Source organism: Micromonospora sp. NPDC007271 (assembly GCF_040634005.1).
GTDB lineage: Bacteria > Actinomycetota > Actinomycetes > Mycobacteriales > Micromonosporaceae > Micromonospora.
Genome location: NZ_JBEYER010000028.1, coordinates 17,207 through 38,184, shown reverse-complemented (window position 1 = coordinate 38,184; position 20,978 = coordinate 17,207). Strand labels below are relative to the sequence as shown.

21 protein-coding genes, 1 pseudogene and 1 riboswitch are annotated in these 20,978 nt (G+C 74.1%); of the genes and pseudogenes, 19 read left to right on the top strand and 3 right to left on the bottom strand.

Going from position 1 to position 20,978, the window contains the following annotated elements:
- Positions 1 to 117: 117 nt before the first annotated feature.
- The 12 genes and pseudogenes from ABZ570_RS12920 (at position 118) to ABZ570_RS12865 (ending at position 7,418) form a co-directional block, all read left to right on the top strand.
- On the top strand, positions 118 to 1,053 hold the full coding sequence (locus tag ABZ570_RS12920; protein WP_358061387.1) for a hypothetical protein: 936 nt from the start codon (positions 118 to 120) through the stop codon (positions 1,051 to 1,053).
- Between the two features lie 117 nt (positions 1,054 to 1,170).
- Positions 1,171 to 1,680, top strand: a complete 510-nt coding sequence (locus tag ABZ570_RS12915; protein WP_358061384.1) for a GNAT family N-acetyltransferase — start codon at positions 1,171 to 1,173, stop codon at positions 1,678 to 1,680.
- Positions 1,681 to 1,968: 288 nt separating this feature from the next.
- Entirely contained in the window at positions 1,969 to 2,439 is a 471-nt protein-coding gene (locus ABZ570_RS12910) for a hypothetical protein (RefSeq protein WP_358061381.1), read from the top strand.
- 2 nt (positions 2,440 to 2,441) lie between these two features.
- Complete coding sequence (locus ABZ570_RS12905; RefSeq protein WP_358061378.1) at positions 2,442 to 3,629, top strand: SRPBCC family protein; 1,188 nt, start codon at positions 2,442 to 2,444, stop codon at positions 3,627 to 3,629.
- Between the two features lie 35 nt (positions 3,630 to 3,664).
- A pseudogene (gene gvpJ / locus ABZ570_RS12900) lies at positions 3,665 to 3,844 on the top strand (gas vesicle protein GvpJ); the annotation flags it as partial.
- A gap of 229 nt (positions 3,845 to 4,073) precedes the next feature.
- Positions 4,074 to 4,829, top strand: a complete 756-nt coding sequence (locus tag ABZ570_RS12895; RefSeq protein WP_358061375.1) for a GvpL/GvpF family gas vesicle protein — start codon at positions 4,074 to 4,076, stop codon at positions 4,827 to 4,829.
- Positions 4,830 to 4,832: 3 nt separating this feature from the next.
- Positions 4,833 to 5,177, top strand: a complete 345-nt coding sequence (locus tag ABZ570_RS12890; RefSeq protein WP_358061372.1) for a gas vesicle protein GvpG — start codon at positions 4,833 to 4,835, stop codon at positions 5,175 to 5,177.
- Between the two features lies 1 nt (position 5,178).
- Positions 5,179 to 5,529, top strand: coding sequence for a gas vesicle protein (locus tag ABZ570_RS12885; RefSeq protein WP_358061369.1), 351 nt, complete (start codon positions 5,179 to 5,181; stop codon positions 5,527 to 5,529).
- A 1-nt stretch (position 5,530) separates the two neighbouring features.
- On the top strand, positions 5,531 to 5,908 hold the full coding sequence (gene gvpJ, locus ABZ570_RS12880) for a gas vesicle protein GvpJ (RefSeq protein ID WP_358061366.1): 378 nt from the start codon (positions 5,531 to 5,533) through the stop codon (positions 5,906 to 5,908).
- Positions 5,892 to 6,779 (top strand): GvpL/GvpF family gas vesicle protein, encoded by an 888-nt coding sequence (locus tag ABZ570_RS12875; protein WP_358061364.1) that lies wholly within the window; start codon positions 5,892 to 5,894, stop codon positions 6,777 to 6,779. Before gvpJ (ABZ570_RS12880) ends, ABZ570_RS12875 begins: the two co-directional genes overlap by 17 nt.
- Positions 6,770 to 7,036 (top strand): gas vesicle protein, encoded by a 267-nt coding sequence (locus tag ABZ570_RS12870; RefSeq protein ID WP_358061361.1) that lies wholly within the window; start codon positions 6,770 to 6,772, stop codon positions 7,034 to 7,036. Before ABZ570_RS12875 ends, ABZ570_RS12870 begins: the two co-directional genes overlap by 10 nt.
- Positions 7,037 to 7,076: 40 nt before the next feature.
- Positions 7,077 to 7,418 carry a gas vesicle protein K gene (locus ABZ570_RS12865; protein WP_358061358.1) on the top strand — a complete coding sequence of 114 codons (342 nt, stop codon included), beginning with the start codon at positions 7,077 to 7,079 and terminating at the stop codon, positions 7,416 to 7,418.
- Between the two features lie 66 nt (positions 7,419 to 7,484).
- Here ABZ570_RS12865 and ABZ570_RS12860 read toward each other — a convergent pair whose 3' ends face one another.
- Positions 7,485 to 9,692, bottom strand: coding sequence for an AAA family ATPase (locus ABZ570_RS12860; RefSeq protein ID WP_358061355.1), 2,208 nt, complete (start codon positions 9,690 to 9,692; stop codon positions 7,485 to 7,487).
- 145 nt (positions 9,693 to 9,837) lie between these two features.
- On the opposite strand from ABZ570_RS12860, the gene ABZ570_RS12855 reads away from it, so the two are divergent.
- From ABZ570_RS12855 to ABZ570_RS12845, 3 genes are read left to right on the top strand one after another with little or no spacing between them, the layout of a single operon-like run.
- On the top strand, positions 9,838 to 12,708 hold the full coding sequence (locus tag ABZ570_RS12855; RefSeq protein ID WP_358061353.1) for an alpha/beta fold hydrolase: 2,871 nt from the start codon (positions 9,838 to 9,840) through the stop codon (positions 12,706 to 12,708).
- A 17-nt stretch (positions 12,709 to 12,725) separates the two neighbouring features.
- The gene (locus ABZ570_RS12850; protein WP_358061350.1) at positions 12,726 to 13,595 is read left to right on the top strand and encodes an ABC transporter permease subunit; all 870 of its coding nucleotides are present in this window, start codon (positions 12,726 to 12,728) and stop codon (positions 13,593 to 13,595) included.
- A 37-nt stretch (positions 13,596 to 13,632) separates the two neighbouring features.
- Positions 13,633 to 14,043, top strand: a complete 411-nt coding sequence (locus ABZ570_RS12845) for a DoxX family protein (RefSeq protein WP_358061473.1) — start codon at positions 13,633 to 13,635, stop codon at positions 14,041 to 14,043.
- 84 nt (positions 14,044 to 14,127) lie between these two features.
- On the opposite strand, the gene ABZ570_RS12840 is transcribed toward ABZ570_RS12845, so the two are convergent.
- Positions 14,128 to 14,760, bottom strand: a complete 633-nt coding sequence (locus ABZ570_RS12840) for a DUF4232 domain-containing protein (protein WP_358061347.1) — start codon at positions 14,758 to 14,760, stop codon at positions 14,128 to 14,130.
- A gap of 130 nt (positions 14,761 to 14,890) precedes the next feature.
- Positions 14,891 to 15,022: riboswitch (SAM riboswitch) on the top strand.
- Positions 15,023 to 15,034: 12 nt separating this feature from the next.
- Here ABZ570_RS12840 and thrC point away from each other — a divergent pair.
- From thrC to paaN, 3 genes are all read left to right on the top strand, one after another.
- Positions 15,035 to 16,321: a threonine synthase gene (thrC, locus tag ABZ570_RS12835; protein WP_358061344.1), complete on the top strand. Its 1,287-nt coding sequence runs from the start codon at positions 15,035 to 15,037 to the stop codon at positions 16,319 to 16,321.
- A gap of 377 nt (positions 16,322 to 16,698) precedes the next feature.
- Positions 16,699 to 17,718, top strand: a complete 1,020-nt coding sequence (locus ABZ570_RS12830) for a GNAT family N-acetyltransferase (protein ID WP_358061341.1) — start codon at positions 16,699 to 16,701, stop codon at positions 17,716 to 17,718.
- A gap of 52 nt (positions 17,719 to 17,770) precedes the next feature.
- Positions 17,771 to 19,444 carry a phenylacetic acid degradation protein PaaN gene (gene paaN, locus ABZ570_RS12825; RefSeq protein ID WP_358061338.1) on the top strand — a complete coding sequence of 558 codons (1,674 nt, stop codon included), beginning with the start codon at positions 17,771 to 17,773 and terminating at the stop codon, positions 19,442 to 19,444.
- Positions 19,445 to 19,596: 152 nt separating this feature from the next.
- On the opposite strand, the gene ABZ570_RS12820 is transcribed toward paaN, so the two are convergent.
- Positions 19,597 to 20,127 carry a GNAT family N-acetyltransferase gene (locus tag ABZ570_RS12820; RefSeq protein WP_358061335.1) on the bottom strand — a complete coding sequence of 177 codons (531 nt, stop codon included), beginning with the start codon at positions 20,125 to 20,127 and terminating at the stop codon, positions 19,597 to 19,599.
- A gap of 221 nt (positions 20,128 to 20,348) precedes the next feature.
- Between ABZ570_RS12820 and ABZ570_RS12815 the strand changes: the two genes are divergently transcribed.
- Positions 20,349 to 20,552, top strand: a complete 204-nt coding sequence (locus ABZ570_RS12815) for a cold-shock protein (protein ID WP_018787966.1) — start codon at positions 20,349 to 20,351, stop codon at positions 20,550 to 20,552.
- Positions 20,553 to 20,978 lie beyond the last annotated feature (426 nt).

Genomic DNA, 20,978 nt, shown 5'->3' with positions numbered 1-20,978 from the left:
CGCGCCGCGCGGGCCCGTAACCGGCGGCGCTGAAACCCCGGGCCGCGCCGCTGATGGCGTCCCGGCATGGCGTCCGCCGGTCCGGGTAGGCGGGCGGGCGACGAAGGGAGTCGACGGATGGGGGCACCAGATCGCCGGTACCTGACCGGAAGCCGGCCGGCGCGCCCGATCGGGACGGCGCCGCTGATGCGGGTACGTTCCGCCTCCGACCCGGCCCCTGGTCAGCCGGTGAACGAGGACGTGGTCTTCGGGTTCGGTCCGCTGGTCGGGGTCCTCGACGGGGCCACCGTGCCGGAGGGCTTCGACACCGGCTGCGTGCACGGGCCGGCATGGTACGTCCGGCACCTGGCCGCCCGGATCGGCCTGGCCGTCGCGGCCCGCCCGGCGGCGACGCTGATGAGCAGCCTGGCGGCGGCCATCCTGGCCGTCCGGGCCGACCACGGCGGGGAGTGCGACCTCGATCACCCGGGCACCCCGTCGTCCACCGTCTGCCTGCTGCGCGAAGGCGGCGACCAGGTGGACTACCTGGTGCTCTGCGACAGCCCGCTGGTGCTGGACACGGGCGGCCAGGTCAGTGTGGTCGCCGACGAACGGCTCGACGCGGCCATGGCGGACCTGCGTCGTACCGTCGCGCAGCTGCCCGCGTCCGACGTCGATCCACGGACCCGGTTCCGCCAGTCGGTGATGGTGCAGCGGGAACGGATGAACCGGACCCACGGCTACTGGGCCGCCGCCTCCGACCCGGACGCGGCGTATCACGCGGTGACCGGGACGCTGCCGCTGCGCGGGCCGGGGGCGCTGCGGCGGGCGGCGCTGCTCAGCGACGGCGCGTCCTGCGCGGTCGAGGAGTTCGAGCTGTTCGACTGGGCCGGCCTGCTGGACGTGACGGCGGCGGAGGGCCCGGAGGGGCTGATCGGCCGGGTCCGGGCCGCCGAGCGGGACCACCCGGAACGCCTGCGCCGGCACAAGCGGAGCGACGACGCCTCGGTGGTGTTCTGCGAGTTCGGCCCCGTGGGCGAGGACCGGCCGACGAAGGAAAGTCCGGTCGGCTGACAACGGAGCGTGAGGTGGAACACTGAGGAGGTACGACCGGCCGGTTCCCTCCTCCAGAGCGGCAGTCCGGGTCCAAAGGGGTGGACTTGGACCGGTACGACCGGCAGACTGCGGCTCGTGACGGGTGCGGTACGACTGGAGCTGGTGGACGAGGGGAACCTGGAGCCGTTGCTCTCCGTAGCGGCTGCCGAGGCGGATCCGGAGGACGTGATGCCTCCGGTGGAGGCCCCGGCCGGTTGGTCGCTGGCTCGTCGGAACGCGTTCCGGGAGTTCCACCGGGCCAGCTTCGGCGGCCTGGACGGCCCCACCCGCACCCGGATGTACGCGATCGTCGCCGCTGGCGAGGTGGTGGGCATGGTCCGGATGACCCGCCGCGACGAGCCCGGGACGGTGGAGACCGGGATGTGGCTGGGGCGCTCGGCGCGGGGCCGGGGGCTGGGCGCGGCAGCCCTGCGCGAGTTGCTGAACGCGGCCGCGGCGGCCGGCATGCACACCGTCGTGGCCGAGACGACGCCGGACAACCAGGGCGCGGTCTCCGTACTGAGGAAATGCGGCGCGGAATTGCGCGAAACGGGCGGGAAGCTGCACGCCAAAATCTGCCTCGATTCCGTTCTGCCGGCCCGCTGACGCCGCCGGTCGCATTTAGCCAACTAACTCCTTCTTTTCGCTCGACCGGGCCCGCCTGACCGTTTTGCGCGGTGTCGTGCCGCAGCTCACCCGTACCCGAATTCCCTGGTGACCGGCACCGCAAGAACCACTCAAAGAGGTTTTGCGGGTAGGGGGTCGGGTACTGCCCGCCGGGTCCGCCAATACGGGACGTCCGGTTGCAGGCCCTATTTCGCTGACCCCCGGCAGCTGTTTTCCGGCCTGCCCACGCGATCGGCGTCCCCGTCGCCGGGGAGCGAAGGAGAACTGATGAAGAGCGGAGTTCGGATCGCGCTGGCGGTGGGCCTGGGTTACGTCATCGGCCGGCGGAGGAAGCTGCGTACCGCCCTCACCCTCGCCGCCGCGGTGGCCGTCGGCCGGGCCAGCCAGCAGCCCGGTGGCCTCCGGAAGTACGGCACGGACCTGTTGAACACCTCCCCCCAGTTGAGCAACCTGACCCGGATCGGCGGCCCGCTCGCCACGGCGGGCAAGGCCGCGGCGACGGCCGCCGCCGGCAGTGGCATCGATGCGCTCAGCGGCAAACTGCGCGGCAGCGCCGAGGCGCTGCGCCGCCGGTCCGGCGCCGGCCAGCAGGACGCCGAGCCGCATCCGGCGGAGCGCTCGGCGCCGGACGAGGAGCAGGCGTCGGCGCCCGACGAGGAGCAGGAGCTGGACGACCAGCCCGCGGCGCGGGACTACGAGGACCGTCCCACGGCCGGCGGCCGGCGGCGGGGGAGGTGAGCATGGCGACCAGCAGTATTTCGGACAAGGCCCGGGACCAGCTCGGCGGCGAGCTGCGCAATCTCGCCGCCGCCCTCGGCGAGCGGGCCGTGCAGGCGGTGACCGAGCGGATCACCGACGCCACCGGGCGGCTCAGCGAGTACGCCAAACAGGGCGGCGGTCCCGGCCTGATCGCCGCGGCCACCGGCGCCCAGAAGCTCGCCGAGGGTAACTCCCCGATGCGGGCCGTGTTCCATGCCGGCCTGGCCGGCGGTAAGGAGAAGTTGATGTCGGCGGTCGGCGCTGGCGGCAAGGGTGGCAAGGGCGGCCGGAAGCTGAAGGTCACCAACATCGTCGAGACCATAGAGGTCGGCGTGCCGGTCCGGGTGGCGTACAACCAGTGGACCCGGTTCGGCGACTTCCCGAGCTTCATGAAGAAGGTCGAACGGGCCGAGACCGACTCGGACGAGAAGATGACCTGGAAGGCCCAGGTGTTCTGGTCGCACCGGACCTGGGAGTCGACCATCGTCCGGCAGATCCCGGACCGCCTGATCCACTGGCGTTCGAAGGGCGAGAAGGGCGCCGTCGACGGCACGGTCAGCTTCCACGCGGTCGGCCCCGAGCTGACCAGGATCCTCGTCGTTCTGGAGTATCACCCGCAGGGCCTCTTCGAACGCACGGGCAACCTCTGGCGGGCCCCGGGCCGCCGGGTGCGGCTGGAGCTGAAGCACTTCGTCCGGCACGTGATGACCCGGACCGTGCTCGACCCCGACTCGGTCGAGGGCTGGCGCGGCGAGATCGAGGACTCCCGGGTGGTCAAGGACCACGAGACCGCGCTCCGCGAGGAGCAGGAGGCCCGGAAGCGACCGCGGGGCCGTGCCGCGGAGGCCGAGGAGGCCGACGAGGAGCGCCGCCGTCCGCCGCAGCGCCGCCGCTCTCCGGAAGAGGAGGAGTACGAGGTCTACGACGAGGGCGACGACTACGACGAGGACGAGTACGCCGAGGAGACCGAGGAGGAACCGCCGCGGCGCCGGCAGCCCGAGCGGGCCCGCCGTCCACAGACGAGGGAGGAACGGGCACCCCGCCGGGAGGAGCGGGCGTCCCGTGAGGAGCTCGCGGACCGGCCGCGTCCCCGACCGGCGGTCCGCCGTGCTCCGGAGTCACCCCGACGGCCGGTGGTCCGTCGCCGGCGAGAGGAGCGGGACCAATGACGATCGTCACGACAGCGGACCAGCCCGGTAGCGCCCTGGAACGCGCCGGCGGGGGTGGCGGCACCCTGGCCGACGTCGTCGAGACGGTGCTGGACAAGGGCGTGGTGATCGACGCCCAGGTGTCGGTCGCCGTGATCGGCATCCAGCTCCTCGAGGTCAACGCCCGGATCGTGATCGCCAGCGTCGAGACGTACCTGCGGTTCGCCGAAGCGGTGGACCGGCTGAGCATCGTGCCGAAGCAGCAGAAGGGTCTGCCGGATCTGGTCGAGGGCGCCTCGGGCGCGGTCACCAAGGGACGGGCCGTCTCCGGGCTCGGCAAGGCGGCCGGGGCGATCGGCGGCGCGGTCCGGGAGGCGTTCAGCGGTCTCGACGAGGACGAGGACGAGGACGACGACCAGGGCCGCGCTCGGGAACGGCCGCGCCGCCGGGAGAGGGAGCGCTGAGATGGCTCAGGAGACGGGACTGTTCATCTACGGCATCGTGCCCTCCGACGTGGAGCCGACCCCCGAGGCGGAGGGGGTCGGCTCGCCGCCCGGCGAGGTCACCGCGATCCGGCACGGCGACCTGGCCGCGCTGGTCAGCGAGGTCGGGTTGGCGGAGCCGCTGGGCCGGCCGGCCGATCTCACGGCGTACGAGACGCTGCTCGACGGGACGGTGGTGGTCGCGCCGGTGCTGCCGGTGCGGTTCGGCACGGTGGTGACGGGTGTGGACGCGGTCGACGACCTGCTCGACGAGTACCACGACCGGTTCGCCGCCGTACTGGCGCAGCTGGAGGACCGCCTCCAGTACCTGGTGCACGGGCGCTTCGACGAGCAGGTGTTCATCTCCGGCCTCCTCGCCGGCAACGCCTCCGCCGCCGCGCTCGCCGGTGAGGTGCGCGGCCGGCCGGAGGCGGAGAGCCGGGAGCAGCGGATCCGGCTCGGCGAGGTGATCAGCCAGGCCGTGGAGCTGCACCGGGAGGCGGAGAACCGCGAGCTGATCGACGCCGTGGGCCGGTACGCGGTGGCGAACATCGTCCGTTCACCCAGCCACGAGCTGGACGCGGTGAAGGTCGCCTTCCTGGTCGCCGCCGAGGACGAGGACGAGTTCGTCGGTGCGGTGGAGGAGTTCGCCGAGCAGCGGCGGGAGTTGATCCGGATGCGCCTGCGCGGCCCGGTCGCCCCGTACGACTTCGTCAGCGCGCACCAGCTGGTGGAGTGAGCCGTGGACATCCTCTGGGCGCTGCTGACCCTGCCGTACGCCCCGGTGCGTGGGCTCACCGCGATGGTCAAGGTGATCGCCCGGGAGGCGGAGTCGCAGCAGTACGACCCGGTCAACGTCCGGCGCGAGCTGGAGGAGCTGGACCGGGCGGCGACGGCCGGCGAGATCACCCCGCAGGAGCGGGACCAGGGCGAGCGGCGGGTGCTGGAGCGGCTGATCGTCCCGGCCGCCGGTCGTGGCTCGACGCCGGTTGGCGGTCGTGGCTCGGCGTCGGCGGCCGGTGGCGGCCGGCGGCCGTCTCCAGTCCGACGCCGGAGCACCGGGCAGCGCCGCGGGCGAGGGAGATGAGATGACAGCAGCACGCATCCGCGGGGACGGCGACCGTGAACGGTGGCGCGACCGGGGCGGCCGGGACGCGGACCGGTACGTCGACGAGGACGACGACGAGGCGATCGCGGCGGCCGAGGCGGCCCGGGAGGGGCTGCGCCAGATCGCCGGGCTGACCGGCAGGGACCCGCTCGGGGTCACCTCGATCGAGGCGACCGACGACGGCTGGCTGGTCGGGGTGGAGGTGGTCGAGGACCACCGCATCCCGGCGTCCACGGACCTGCTCGGCCTCTACGAGGTCGAGCTGGACATGGTCGGCACCCTGCTCGGTTACCGGCGGACGCGCCGCTACCAGCGCGGCAAGGGGGACTGAGATGACGGTCGGGCGGACTCCGTCGGTGGTGCAGAACTCCGGCCAGGTGCTGCCGGCCGGGCACGAGCCGGCGAACCTCGGCGACATCCTCGAACGGGTTCTCGACCGGGGCATCGTGATCGCCGGCGACATCCGGGTCAGCCTGCTGGACATCGAACTGCTGACGCTGAAGCTGCGGCTGGTCATCGCCTCCGTGGACACCGCGCGGCAGATCGGCATCGACTGGTGGGAACACGATCCGTGGCTCAGCTCCCGAGCCCGTCCACCCGTCGAGCCGGGCCCGCGCGACCCGGAGGAGGTCGAGGCGTCCCGACGGCCGCGGGCCGCCGCCCGGGCCGAGCGGACCGCGAGGGAGGAGTGGGATGAGTACGACGGCTGACACCGCCCGGGGCGCAACGGCGCCGGACACCGGCGTCTGGCTGCACGGCGTGGTGACCGAGGCCGCCCCGGCGACCCTCGCCGGGATCACCGGCGTCGCCGGTGCGCCGGTCCGGGCGGTGCCGGCCGCCGGGCTGGTCGCCGTGGTCAGCGACGCCCCGCTGGCCGAGTACGGCGAGGAGGCGCTGCGCCGCAACCTGGAGGACCTGGGTTGGCTGGAACGGACCGCCCGGGCGCACCACGCCGTGGTCGACGCGCTCTCCCGGGCCGGTGCGGTGGTGCCGGCCCGGCTCGCCACCGTGTACCGCGACGACGACCGGGTGGCCCGGATGCTGGCCGGGCGGGGCACCGAACTGGCCGGCACGCTGGCCCGGCTCGCCGGCCGTGAGGAGTGGGGCGTGAAGGGGTACGTCGTGCCCGGCGTGACACCGCGGGCCGAGGAGCCCGGCGGTGGGGGCGGAGCCGGCACGGCGTACCTGCGGCGGCGCCGGGCCCAGCTCGCCGCCCGGGCGGAGGGGCAGCAGGTGGCCGCCGACGCGGCCGCCGCCGTGCACAGCGCCCTCGCCGGGTACGCCGTCGACGCTCGCCGGCACGCCCCGCAGGACCGGCGGCTCTCCGGCGCGCCCACGGCGATGGTGCTCAACGGCGCGTACCTGATCGACCGGGACGGCCTGGACGGATTCTCCGCGCTGGTCGGCGCGCTGGCGGACCGGCACCCGGCGATCCGGCTGGAGCTGACCGGCCCCTGGCCGCCGTACTCCTTCGTGACGGAACCGTCGCCGGAGCCGCAGCGGAGTCCGGGGGCTGGCGCGGACGCGGCGCGGAGTCCGGGGGCTGGCGCGGACGCGGCGCGGGGGCCGGCATGGGCGTGACCACGCTCGCCCCGAGCAGCGCCGACGACCCGCTGGCCTTCCGGCCGGTGGCCCTCGTCGACCTGCTCGACCGGGTGCTCGCCACCGGCGTGGTGATCACCGGCGACATCACCCTCGCGATCGCCGACGTCGACCTGGTACGCATCTCGCTGCGCGCGCTGGTCGCCTCGGTGGATGCCCTCGCCGCGCCGCTGCCCGAGGCGCCGGCGGCGACCGGACGAGCCGAGGTGGCCGAGCCGGCGGGGGCCCAGCCGTGACCGGGCGGGCCGAGGCGGCCGAGCCGGCGGGGGCGCGGTCGTGACCGGGCGGGACGAGGCGGCCGCGCTGGGGGAGCCGCAGTGGCAGACACCCCGGGTCCGGCCGCTGGACCGCCGGCTCGCCGTCGACCAGGACTCCGTCGAGCGCGGGCTGGCCAGCCTGGTGCTCACGATCATCGAGCTGCTGCGGCAGCTCATGGAACGGCAGGCCCTGCGCCGGGTCGACCTGGGCGACCTCACCGAGGAGCAGGTCGAACGGATCGGCACCACGCTGATGGCGCTGGAGGAGCAGATGACTCAGCTCCGCGAGTACTTCGGTCTCTCCCCCGAGGACCTCAACCTCGACCTGGGCCCCCTCGGCCCGTTGCTGCCCACCGACTGACTCCGTTGATCATGAAGTTGGCGGCGATGTGGATCCTCGACTGCCGGCAACCTCATGATCAACGGATCACTGGTGGGCGGCGGCGTACGCGGCGAGCCAGGCGACCTGGGCCGGGTCCAGGGAGGGGCGGACCCGGGCGCGGGCGGTCTCGACATGGGCGGCGGTGACCGTGGCGGCGGCCAGCGACTCGCGCATCGCCGCCAGCGCCGCCTCCCGCACCAGGGCCGCGCAGTCGGCCGCCGAGAAGCCGTCCAGCTCCGCGCCGAGCGCGGCCAGGTCGACGTCGTCGGCCAGCGGGACGTTCCGGGCCGCCGCCCGGAGGATCTCCGCCCGGGCCGGACCGTCCGGCGGCGGCACGTACACCAGGCGTTCCAGGCGGCCGGGTCGGAGCAGCGCCGGGTCGACCAGGTCCGGCCGATTCGTCGCGCCCACCACCACCACGTTGCGCAGCGCCTCCACCCCGTCCAGCTCGGTGAGCAGGGCGGCCACCACCCGGTCGGTCGTGCCGCCGTCGCTGGCCTGGCCCCGGACCGGGGCGAGCGCGTCCACCTCGTCCAGGAAGACCAGCGTGGGGGCCGCCTCGCGGGCCCGGCGGAACAGCTCGCGGACCGCGCGTTCGCTCTCGCCGACCCACTTGGAGAGCAGCTCCGCGCCCTTCACCGACAGCACGTTCGCCCGACCGGAGCCGGCCAGCGCGGTGACCAGGTAGGTCTTGCCGCAGCCGGGCGGCCCGTAGAGGAGCACCCCGCGCGGCGGCGTCACGCCCAGCCGGGCGAACGTGTCCGGATAGGTCAGCGGCCAGAGCACGGACTCGGTCAGGGTCTCCTTGACCTCGCGCAGGTCGCCGACGTCGTCGAGGGCCACCGAGGCCAGTTCCAGCGTGGACGCGGCCATGGTGGTGGGCCGGACCACCTCCAGCGCGGCGGTGAAGTCGACCATCGCCACGGTCGGCGACTCGGCCGCCTTCTGCCGCAGCGCCGCGCGTACGCCGGCCTCGCGGACCAGCGCGGCCAGGTCGGCGGCGACGAACCCCGGCGTACGGGCGGCCACCTCGTCCAGCCGGACGTCGTCGGCGAGCGGCACCTGCCGGGTGAGCACGGTCAGCTGTTCCCGGCGCAGCGCCTGGTCGGGCAGGGGGACGGTGATCCGGAGCGAGAGCAGGTCCGGGGCGCGCAGTGCCGGATCCACCGCCTCCGGGCGGCCGGTGGCGCAGACCACGGCCGCCCCGGCCCGGAGCGCCTCGCCGACGACCTGCCGGAACACCGTGGCCAGGGGACCGGGCTCGTCGGCCGGGGCGAGCGCCTCGACGTCGGTGACCAGCAGCACGCCCGGGCCGTCCGCGCGTACCGCCTCGGCCGCCTCGCGCAGCCGGCGGGCCGCCGCGTCATTGGTCAGTGCGGCCAGCTCCGGCGCCCACAGCGCGCACATCCGGGCGCGGACCCGGGCGGCGACCGCCCGGACCAGCGCCGACTTGCCCGAGCCGGCCGGTCCGCTGAGCAGGACACCCAGCGAGACCGTGGTGCCCAGCCGGCCCAGCACCTCCCGGTGGTGGAAGCCCAGGTCGAGCAGTTCGGTCAGCTGCTCGGCCTGGGCCCGCAGCCCGGGCAGCTCGTCGAGGTCCGGTGCCTCCGCCGGCTCGGCCAGCTCCGGCTCGGGCGGGGCCCACCCGGCTCCGGGTCCGGCCGCGGCGCCACGGGTCGCCGCCCCCTGCTCCCAGCCGACCACGGTGTCCATCGTGACCAGCGCGCCGGCCTCCGGTTCGGCTCCCACCACAGTGAGCAGGGTGCTGGTCCAGGCGTACCCCACGGTGTTGGCGAGGCTGCGCCGGGCGGCCTCGACCAGACCGCGGACCGCGGCGTCGGGGAGCACGTCCTGGGGCAGTAGCGAGACGTCGTCCCCGGCGGTGACCAGCTTGCCGAGCAGGGCCAGGCGGAGCATCTCCGGGGAGACCGCGGCGACGACCCCGACCGGGCCGGCCAGGGTCACGGTGCGGGCCGGGACCACCGGCAGGCGACTCACCCGCACCTGCCCGCCGTCCCGCCGGCCCAGATTGCCGAGGAGTAGGTCGTCGGCGTAGAGCAGAGCCGCGTTCGCGGTCGCCTCGGCCGGGGCGGCGATGCCGGCGGTCACCCGCCGGCCGGCCAGCCGGACCGGATCGCCGGGCCGCAGCGCCAGCGCGGTCAGCACCTCCGGGTGCAGGCGCACGACGCCGCGCCGGGCGTCCAGCGCGGCCGGCCGCAGGCTCGCGGTCAGGGTCAGCTCGGGTTCCGCCACCCGCCCGACAGTAGCCGCCGGCACCATCTCCCGGCGCGTCCACCGGTCGACCGTGGGCGGGAGCGGCCGTCGTCGCGGAGTCGGCCGGACGGACGTACGGCGGATCTCAGGTACCACTCAGGGTCCGGGCCGTACCGTGTGCCGCATGAAACCACCGCTCGCCGCCGCGCGGATCCGGCGTGCCCTGGCCACCCGTCGTCGGCGGGTGGTCGCCGCGGTGGTGGCGGTCGTCCTGGTGGCCGGCGCCGTCACCTGGGCGGCCCGGCCGCAGCGGCCCGGCTTCCGGACCGAGCCGGCGCTGGTGACCGTCCGTTCCGGACCGGCCGGCGACCAGCCGGTCGACCTGGACACCACGCTCTACCTGCCGCGGGACGCCTCGGCCCGGCACCAGGTCCCGGCGGTGCTGCTGGCGCACGGCTTCGGCGGCACCAAGGAGTCGGTCCGCGCCGACGCGGAGGACCTGGCCGACCGGGGGTACGCGGTGCTCACCTGGACGGCCCGGGGCTTCGGCCGCAGCGGCGGGGAGATCCACCTGGACAGCCCGGACTACGAGGTGCGCGACGCCCAGCGCCTGCTCGACCGGCTCGCCGCCCGCCCCGACATCCGCCTCGACACCGCCGGCGATCCCCAGGTCGGCGTGGTCGGCGGCTCGTACGGTGGCGGCCTGGCCCTGCTGCTGGCCGCGCAGGACCAGCGGGTCGACGCGATCGTGCCGATGATCACCTGGAACGACCTGTCCCGCGCCTTCCTGCCGGAGAACACCGGCAAGGCGCCGACCGAGGGTGTGTTCAAGAAGGGCTGGGCCGGCATCTTCTTCGGCGGCGGCGGGAACGCCGGCTCCGGCCCGGCCGGCGTCTCCGGCAACACCGCCGGCCAGCCCGAGGGCGCCCCCGCGTCGGCCGGCCCGCCCAGCCCGCAGCCCGGCGCCGGTCCCGGCACCAGTTCCGGGCGGGTGCCCGGGAGCGCCGCCGACCCGTCCTGCGGTCGGTTCGCCGCCGACGTCTGCGCCGCGTACCTGCGGATCGCCACCACCGGGCGGGCCGACGCCCAGGCGGTCGACCTGTTGCGCCGCTCCTCCCCGGCCGGGGTGCTCGACCGGATCAAGGCGCCGACCCTGCTGGTGCAGGGCGAGGCGGACACCCTCTTCCCGCTCACCGAGGCGGACGCCAACGCGCGTGGCATCGCCGCCGCCGGCGCCCCCGTCCGGGTCGCCTGGTTCACCGGCGGCCACGACGGCGGCACGGGTCCCACCTCTGACTCCGACCGGGTGCGGTTCCTGACCGCCCAGTGGCTCGACCACTACGTCAAGGGCGAGGGCGCGGCACCCGCCAACAGCTTCACCTTCTCGCGGATCGCCGGTTTCGACGCGCTCGACCGGGGCCTGGTGGCCACCGGCTACCACACCGCCGACTATCCCGGCCTGGCCGGACAGGGCCGCCAGGACGTCACCCTGGCCGGCCCGGCCCAGGTGATCGCGAATCCGCCCAACGCCAACCCCGCGGCGATCTCCTCGGTGCCCTTCGCCGGGGCGCTCGGCTCGCTGTTGAACGGCGTGGCCCGGGACATCCCCGGCCAGCACGCCCGGTTCGAGTCCGCGCCGCTGACCGAGCCGGTGGACGTGGTCGGCGCGCCGACCGTACGGATCCGGGCGGCCTCGCCGACCGGCGAGGCGGTGCTCTTCGTCAAGCTCTACGACGTCGACCCGAAGGGCGCGGCCACCCTCCCCGACGGCCTGGTCGCCCCGGTGCGGCTGACCGGCCTGCCGGCGGCGATCGACGCCGCGCAGTCGGTCACCGTCACCCTGCCGGCGATCGTCCGCCGGATCGAGTCCGGGCACCGGCTGCGGGTCGTCGTGGCCACCTCCGACCAGGCGTACGCGACCCCGGCCGAGCCGGCCGTGCACACCGTCACCCTCGGCGACGGCCCGCTGGTCCTGCCCACGGTCGACGCCCAGCCGATTCCCACCGCGGCCACGGTCTGGCGCTGGGTGCTGGTCGGCCTGCTCGCCGCGATCGCGGTCGGGCTGGCCGTGGTCGTCCTGGTCGCCCGCCGCCGGCACCGCCGCCAGGACAGCTCGGTCCACCCCGGGTACGCGGGCGTCCCACTCGCCGTCCGCCAGCTCCGCAAGGAGTACGCGGACGGCTTCGTCGCGGTCTCCAACGTGGACTTCGAGGTGCACCCCGGTCAGGTGGTCGGCCTGCTCGGCCCGAACGGCGCCGGCAAGACCACCACGCTGCGGGTGCTGATGGGGCTGACCCAGCCCACGGCCGGTGAGATCTACGTCTTCGGGCACCGGCTGGTGCCGGGTTCACCGGTGCTCTCCCGGATCGGCGCGCTGGTGGAGGGGCCCGGCTTCCTGCCGCACCTGTCGGGCCTGGAGAACCTGAAGGCGTACTGGCGGGCGACCGGGCGGCCCTGGGCGGACGCGCACTTCGACGAGGCGCTGGAGATCGCCGGGCTGGGCGACTCGGTGCACCGCAAGACCCGCAAGTACAGCCACGGGATGCGGCAGCGACTCGCCATCGCGCAGGCCATGCTCGGCCTGCCCGAGCTGCTGGTGCTCGACGAGCCGACGGACGGCCTGGACCCGCCGCAGATCGCCGAGATGCGCCGGGTGCTCCAGCGGTACGCCACCGACGGCCGCGCCGTGCTGGTCTCCAGTCACCTGCTGGCCGAGGTGGAGCAGACCTGCACCCATGCCGTGGTGGTCAACAAGGGGCGGATCGTGGCGTCCGGCCCGGTCGAGGAGATCGTCGGCGAGTCGCCGAGCGTGCTGTTCGAGGTGAGCGACCCGGACGCGGCGCGCGGCGTGCTCGACCGGCTGGCCGGCGTACGGGTGCTGCCCGGCGGCGACGGTGGGCTGGTGGTGGACACGAACGGCACCGCCCGCAGCGAGGTGGTGGCCGAGCTGGTCCGGGCGGGTATCGGGGTGGACCGGGTGGTGCCCCGGCGCCGCCTGGAGGACGCCTTCCTCGCCCTGGTCGGCGAGAACTCTCGGGGGAGCGGGGACCGGTGATGGGACAGTCGTCATCCGTGCGAGCGGCGGACCGCGGCGGGGCGGCGCAGGGCTACCGGCCGTCGGCGACGCTGCCGTTCCTGGCCGAGTTCCGCCGGCAGGCGTCGCGCCGGCGTACCCAGCTCGCGCTGGGGTTCATGGTGCTGCTGCCCTTGATCATCCTGGTCGCGTTCCAGTTCCCCTCCGCCGAGGACGACCGCGGCGGCCGGGGGGAGTTCGGCAGCCTGGCCGACCTGGCCACCTCCGGCGGGCTGAACTTCACCCTGTTCACGATCCTGGTCTCGGCGTCGTTCCTGCTGGTCGTGGTGGTGGCGCTGTTCTGCGGCGACACGGTGGCCAGTGAGGCGAGCTGGGGCAGCCTGCGTTACCTGCTCGCGATCCCGGTGCCCCGGGCCCGGCTGCTGGCGGTGAAGCTGCTGGTCGCGCTCGCGTACTCCGCGTTGGCCCTGCTGTTGCTGGCCGGCACCGCGCTGCTCGCCGGCACCCTCCGGTACGGCTGGTCCCCGCTGCGCAGCCAGGTCTCCGCCGAGCTGGCCCCGGCGGAGGGGCTGCTCCGCCTGCTCGCGGTGCTCGGCTACCTGGCGGTCGTCCTGCTGGTGGTGGCCGGCCTGGCGTTCCTGCTGTCGGTGACCACGGACGCGGCGCTCGGCGCGGTCGGCGGGGCGGTGCTGCTCTGGATCCTGTCCAGCATCCTGGACCAGATCACCGCGCTGGGCGGGCTGCGCGCGTTCCTGCCCACCCACTACAGCAGCGCCTGGCTGGGCCTGCTCTCCACCCCGGTGCAGACGGACGATCTCGTCCGCGGGGCCATCTCGGCGATCGCCTACGCCACCGGATTCTGGGGCCTGGCCTTCTGGCGTTTCACCCGCAAGGACGTCACGAGCTGACCATAGCCCCCGGGGGGCCGTATGTCCCGCGCTCTCCCTGTTCCGCATGGTCACCGGTCTGCTCTTCCTCTGCCACGGCGCTGCGTCGCTCTTCGGCGTCCTGGGCGGCAACTCGGCGACCGGCAAGGCGATCCCGGTCGGCCAGTGGCCCGGCTGGTGGGCCGCGTTGATCCAGCTCGCCTGCGGCGCCCTGGTCCTCGTCGGCCTGCTGACCCGGCCCGCGGCGCTGCTCGCCGCCGGCTCGATGGCGTACGCGTACTTCGTGGTGCACCAGCCGCACGCGTTGCTGCCGTTGCACAACGGCGGCGAACTCGCGGCCCTCTTCTGCTGGTCGTTCGTGCTCATCGCGGTGCTCGGCCCGGGCACCTGGGCGCTGGACGCCCTGCTCCGCCGCCGCTCCGTTGCCGCGTTGCCGGGCCCGGCCGAGTGCTCCTCGGTCCCCGCCTGACCGCGCGGACCCGCCGGGTGGCCCACCGCAACGGGCCACCCGGCGTACCACCGCCCAGTCCCCGAGCTGATCGAGGCGAGCCGGTCAGAGGCGGTTGTCCGGGGTCGGGGTGGGGTCGGGGACGGCGGGTGGTGCGCTGCGGGTCGGGGCCGGGTCGTCGTTCCGCTTCCAGGCGCTCACTCCGAGCCGGCCGGTGTTGCCCAGGTCGATCGGCCCGTCCAGCTCCACCGGGTACGCCGGCCGCCCCGCCATCGGGCTGATCTCCAGGTACGTGCCGTTGCTCGCGACCACCGTGGCGTCGGTCACCAGGTTGCGCCAGAGCAGGGCGGCGGTGGCCCGCTCGCCGGGGCGCAGCACCATCCGCCGGGGCGGATCGTCGAAACCCGAGGTGATCGCCCGTGCCCCGGGGATGATCTCGACGGCCAGCGGCTGCCCGTCGGCGTCCCGTAGCCGCGGCTCCGGACGGCCCTCCAGGACGTACGGCCCGCTGCCGCAGTTGACCAGCTCCAGGCCCATCGCCCGGAGGCCCATGGCGGCGTCCACGCCGAGACTCGTGATGCGTACCCCTTCCGGGGAGCACTCGGGGACGACCGTGGTGGTGGTGGTGGGGGTCGGCCGGCTCGCCGCGGCGGGGCCGTCGGTCGGTGGCCCGGACGTGCAGGCGGCGAGCATTGCCGTGCCGGTCAGGGCGCAGATCCGGAAGGCCGTCAACCTCACCCGGCGATCCTGTCAGCCCTGCCGCACGGCGCTGCCGAGGGCCCGGGGAGGTGTGGCGAGCAGTTCACAGCGTGGGAACCCCGCGCGGTGGCAGCGTGGCCTGGGCATAGACTCGACGGCACAACTGCATACCTCATCCAGAGGGGCTGAGGGATACGGCCCGATGACGCCCCGGCAACCACCCGCGCGCTCGACGACGAGCGACGCCGGCAGGTGCCAATTCCGTCCCCGCCGCACGAGGCGATGCGGGGAAAGATGAGAGGACTTCCTCGACATGACGTCGACGCTTCCCGCCGCCTCCGGCATCGACACCACCCTCAGCCCGGCCCGTGCCCTGGTCTGTCGCGCTTGTTCCGCGCGCTACCCGCTCGCCGCCCAGCATGCCTGCTACGAGTGCTTCGGGCCGCTCGAGGTCGACTACGACAGCGCCGCCCTGGCCAGGGTGACCCGGGAGCAGATCGAGGCCGGCCCGAAGAACCTCTGGCGCTACGCCGCCCTGCTCCCCGCCGGCCAGGACCCGGCCACCCGGGTCACCCTCAATCCCGGCCTGACCCCGCTGGTCGCCGCCCCGCACCTCGCCGCCGAGCTGGGCCTCACCGCCCCGCTCTGGGTCAAGGATGACAGTGCCAACCCCACCCACTCCTTCAAGGACCGGGTGGTCTCGGTGGCGCTGTCCGCCGCCCGGGCGCTGGGCTTCACCCGGTACGCCTGCGCCTCCACCGGCAACCTGGCCAACTCGGTCGCCGCCCACGCGGCCCGGGCCGGGGTGCCCTCGGTGGTCTTCATCCCCAGCGACCTGGAGCAGGGCAAGGTGGTGACCACCGCCGTCTACGGCGGCGACCTGGTCGCCGTCGACGGCTCGTACGACGACGTGAACCGGCTCTGCGGCGAGCTGGTGGAGACCGACGAGTTCGAGGACACCGCCTTCGTCAACGTCAACGTCCGGCCGTACTACGCCGAGGGCTCCAAAACCCTGGGGTACGAGGTGGCCGAGCAGCTCGGCTGGCGGATCCCAGCCCAGGTGGTCATCCCGATGGCCAGCGGCGAGCTGCTCACGAAGATCGACAAGGCGTTCGCCGAGCTGGTCGAGATCGGGCTGGTGAAGGCGCCGGCCGGCGGTTGGAAGGTGTTCGGCGCCCAGTCCGCCGGCTGCAACCCGATCGCCACCGCGCTGCACGCCGGCACCGACACCATCGTTCCGGTGAAGCCGACCGGCATCGCCAAGTCGCTGAACATCGGCGACCCGGCCGCCGGCCTCTACGCCCTGGAGGCGGTCCGCCGCACCGACGGCTGGATGGAGTACGCCGACGACGACGAGATCCGGGCGGCCATCCGGCTGCTGGCCCGCACCACCGGGGTCTTCGCCGAGACCGCCGGCGGGGTCACCGTGGCGGTGCTCCGCAAGCTGGTCGAGTCCGGTCGCCTCGACCCGGCCGCCGAGACCGTCGTCTTCAACACCGGCGAGGGCCTCAAGACCCTCGACGCGGTCGCCGCCCAGGTCGGCCCCACCCACCGCATCAAGCCCTCCCTCCGCGCCGCCCGCGACGCCACCCTCCTCTAACCCACCCTCCCCGTCGATCTTGCAGTTGCTGCCGTGGCAAAAGCCCCGTAAAGGGCAGATGGGCGGCAGTAACTGCAAGATCGCGAGGGAGGGGGGTGGGGAGGGAGGGGAGGGGGGATCGCCCGGGTGGGGGATCGGGGTGATCCGTGGGGTAACTGGCTATTCGCTGTGAGTGTGAGAAACCCGCCGACAAGGACTTGACGGCAGGAATGGGACGGCGCAAGATGCTCGGTGCGGGAGGGCATCCGCCGGAGACTTTTCAAGTTCTTGCGACCCAACGCCGGAGGCGTTGTGCGGACGTCCCTCCCGACCAACGTCCGAAGGGGCCGGCGAGAATATCGCTGGCCCCTTCGCTGTGCGTGGCGCAGGCTCACCGCATGAGCATCACGATCGCCCCGTTCGACGCCGCCGACCCGGCCGCGATCGACGCGGCGTACCAGATCGGTGCGGCCGCCGAGCAGGCCGACGTACCCGACTTCCCGCCGTTCTGCCGGCAGCGCTTCACCGGCGGCCTCCGGCACCCGCTGCCGGGCAGCGTGCGGCTCTGGGCGCTGGCCCGGCTCGCCGGGGTGCCGGCCGGCTACCTCGCGCTCGCCCTGCCGCAGCTCGACAACACCGCCAACGCCGAAATCGAGCTGGTGGTGCATCCGGCGTACCGGCGCCGGGGAGTCGGGCGGGCGCTGCACGAGCACGGCCTGCGCCTGCTGCGCGAGCACGGCCGCAAACGGGTCGTCGGGGCGACCGTGTCGGCGCTGCCCGGAGGAGTTGCCCGGCCGGAGGCAGGGGGCGCCTTCGCCGCCGCCACGGGCGCCCGGCCGGCGCTCGCCGAGGTGCGCCGCCGGCTCGACACCGGCCGGCTCGACCAGGCGGCCCTGGCCGTCCTGGCCGCCGACGCGCGGGCACGGGCGGCCGGCTACCGCACCGTCCGCTGGCAGGGCGGCGCGCCGGAGGAGTACGTCGCCGACGTGGCGTACCTGGACGGCCGGTTGATGGCCGACGCGCCCCTGGGCGACCTGGAGTGGGAGCCCGAGCGGGTCGACGTCGAGCGGGTACGGGCGACCGAGCGGGCGCTCGACGCCCGGGGCCGTCGCCGCTACCACCACGGGGCGGTGCACGAGGCGACCGGGCGGCTGGTCGCCTGGACCCTGATCGACCTGGGTCCGAACGCCGACTGGCACGCCTGGCAGCAGATCACCATCGTCGACCCGGCGCACCGGGGGCACCGGCTCGGCCTGCTCGTCAAGATCGAGAATCTGCGGTACGTGCTCGACCGTGAGCCGGCCCTGCGGGCGGTCGACACCTGGAACGCCGCCGAGAACCGGCACATGATCGCGATCAACGAGCAGCTCGGCTTCCGTCCGGTGGACGCCTGGACGGACTGGCAGCTGACGATTTGAGCTGTGACACGCCCCTACTGATCTGGTGGCTTTCTGTTGCATGATGGCGGGCATGACGGAGACCCCGCACCCCCTGTACGACAGGCACGCCGACACCCTCAACCGCGCGCTGACCGCGATCACGGAGCGGGGATACTGGTCCGCCTATCCCGAGTCGCCCAGCCCCCGGGTGTACGGCGAGACGGCCGCCGCGGACGGCAGGGCTGCCTTCGAGGCGTACCTGAGCCAGGACTTCCCCCTCGACCAGGCGGGTGACGGGCAGACCGTCGCCACCGAGGTCAGCCCGTTCGGCGTCGAGCTGAACGTGCGCTACCCGCACGCCGCCCCCGACCAGCTCGTGGCTGCCGCGTCCGCCGCCCTGCCGGCCTGGCGCGACGCCGGTCCGCAGGCCCGGGCGGGCGTCTGCCTGGAGATCCTCGACCGGCTGCACAAGCATGTCTTCGAGCTGGCCAACGCGGTGCAGTTCACCAGCGGGCAGGCGTTCGTGATGGCTTTCCAGGCCGGCGGCGCGCACGCGCTGGACCGGGCGCTGGAGGCGGTCGCGTACGCGTACGCCGAGATGACCCGCCACCCGGGCACGGCCGGCTGGGAGAAGGCCGCCGGCAAGGGTGACCCCCTGCGGATGAGCAAGACCTTCCACGTGGTACCCCGCGGCGTGGCGCTGGTGATCGGCTGCAACACCTTCCCGACCTGGAACTCGTACCCCGGCCTGTTCGCCTCCCTGGTCACCGGCAACCCGGTGGTCGTCAAGCCGCACCCGCGCGCGGTGCTGCCGCTCGCCATCACCGTGAAGTACGCCCGCCAGGTGCTCGCCGAGGCCGGCTTCGACCCGAACCTGGTGCAGCTCGCCCCGGAGGCGGCCGGCGAGAAGCTCGCCTCGACCCTGGCGCTGCACCCCGCCGTCAAGATCGTCGACTTCACCGGCTCCACCGAGTACGGCGACTGGCTGGAGGCGAACGCCCGGCAGGCCGCCGTCTACACCGAGAAGGCCGGCCTGAACACGGTGGTGATCGACTCCACCGACGACTTCGCCGGGATGTGCCGCAACCTGGGCTTCACGCTCAGCCTGTACAGCGGCCAGATGTGCACCACCTCGCAGAACCTGCTGATCCCTCGGGGCGGCATCGAGACCGACCAGGGGCACAAGAGCTTCGACGAGGTGGCCGCGGGGATCGCCGCGGCGATCGGCAAGCTCACCGCCGACCCGGCCCGGGGGGTCGAGTTCACCGGCGCGATCGTCAACGACGGCGTGCTGGAGCGGCTGGAGGAGGTCGCCAAGGTCGGCGAGCCGGTGCTGGAGTCGCGGAGCGTCGAGCACCCGTCCTTCCCCGACGCGGTGGTGCGGACGCCGACCATCGTCAAGCTGGACGCGACCGACACCGCGACCTACTCGCGGGAGTGGTTCGGCCCGATCTCGTTCGCCATCGCGACCGACTCGACCGCGCACAGCCTGCGGGTCCTGCGCGAGACGGTGGGAGAGAAGGGCGCGCTGACCGCGGCGGTCTACTCCACGGACGAGGCGGTGCTGGACGCCGCGGAGGCCGCGGCGATCGAGGTCGGCGTCCACCTGTCCTGCAACCTCACCGGCGGGGTCTTCGTCAACCAGTCGGCGGCGTTCTCCGACTTCCACGGCTCGGGAGCGAACCCGGCGGCGAACTCCGCACTGACGGACGGGGCGTACGTTTCGAACCGCTTCCGGATCGTGCAGTCGCGCCGGCACGTATAGCGGTTGCTGTTGGGGTTTCCGGGCAGGCCACGTCGCTCCGGGCGGTCAGGCTTGATCCCTCCGCGAGGCGGCCCGCCCGGAAACCCGTCCGGTCGGCCGGTCTGAGGGGGCGCCGCCTCGGGCCGGGTCCACGGTCGACGGAGTCCCGGGGGTCACGCGGGGCGGCGCATCTGGAGTTCCCTGAGGGTGGGGATCCTGGGGTGCGGGACGCGTACGCCGGTGTCCACGAAGCCGAGCTTCTGGTACGCCCGGTAGGCGCGGTCGTTGCCGACCACCACCTCCAGCATCAGTTCCGGCCGGCCGCAGGCCCGGGACCAGGCGGCCACCTCGTCGAGCAGCGCGCCGAGCAGGCCGCTGCCGCGCCAGGACGGCGTGACGTAGACCGCGTGGATCACGGTCAGCTCCGGCTCGCCCGGAGCGACCGAGCCGCCGGCGTGGCCGACCAGGCGACCGCCCGGATCGGCCACGAACTGGGCCGTCTCCGTGCCCTCGGCGACCGCGGCGATCCGGGCCGCGTACGCGGCGTGCGGCCGGGCGGCGGCCTCGGCCACGGTCTCCAGGAACGCCAGCGGCGAGTCGGCGAGCATCTCCAGCCGGAGCGCGCGCATCCGGGCGGCGTCCTCGGGGCGGGCCCGGCGGACGGTCGCGGGGCGGGGCCCGGTCGTGGTCGGCGCGCAGGTCATGTCGCATGCATACCGGAGGGCGACGGGTTTCCGACCGTCCGGGTCGGATGATGGCCGGAATATGCCCGATTTGTGGTCGTGCGCGGTCGTCACGCCTCGTGTACCGTGCGATTTCGGTCACCGATTCAGCGGCCGTCGACGATCGCCGAACCGGTGGTCCGCCGGTGCCGGTCCGCCGGTCTCCGGATTGTGGAACGCCGCGCATAGTGAGGAAGTGGACCGTGGCACAGGGCACCGTCAAGTGGTTCAACGCCGAAAAGGGCTACGGCTTCATCGCCGTCGACGGCGGGCAGGACGTCTTCGTCCACTTCTCTGCGATCGAGATGGACGGCTACAAGGCGCTGGACGACGGCCAGCGGGTCGAGTTCGAGATCGCACAGGGGCAGAAGGGCCCGCAGGCTGAGCGGGTCCGGCTCATCGCCTGATTCCGTCGCCGCCCGATCGGGCGGAGGTCCATCCCGGACAGGGGCTGCGGTGCGAACGCGCACCGGGAAGGATCATGAGCCGTTCCAGCCATCGCCGCTGAGGAGGGTTCATGTCCGACCAGCCCCCGTCGGGTTCCACCGAGCCGGTGCCCCCGGCGTCGTCCGACACCCCGGGCGACCAGGCCCGGCCCGCGTCGCCGCCAGGTGAACCCGCGCCGACACCGGGGCGGGCGAGCCAGCCGGCCCCGCCCGGACAGTCCACCCCGACCGGTTCGGACGAGCCCGTTCAACCCGGCGACCCAGCCGTACCGGCGCAACCCGGTCGGCCGGTGATGCCGCCGGCGGCGATACCGCCCCAGCCTGGTCAGGCTGTCCTACCCGGCCAGTTCCCGGCACCCGCTCCACCGACGCAGCCGGTCCTGCCCG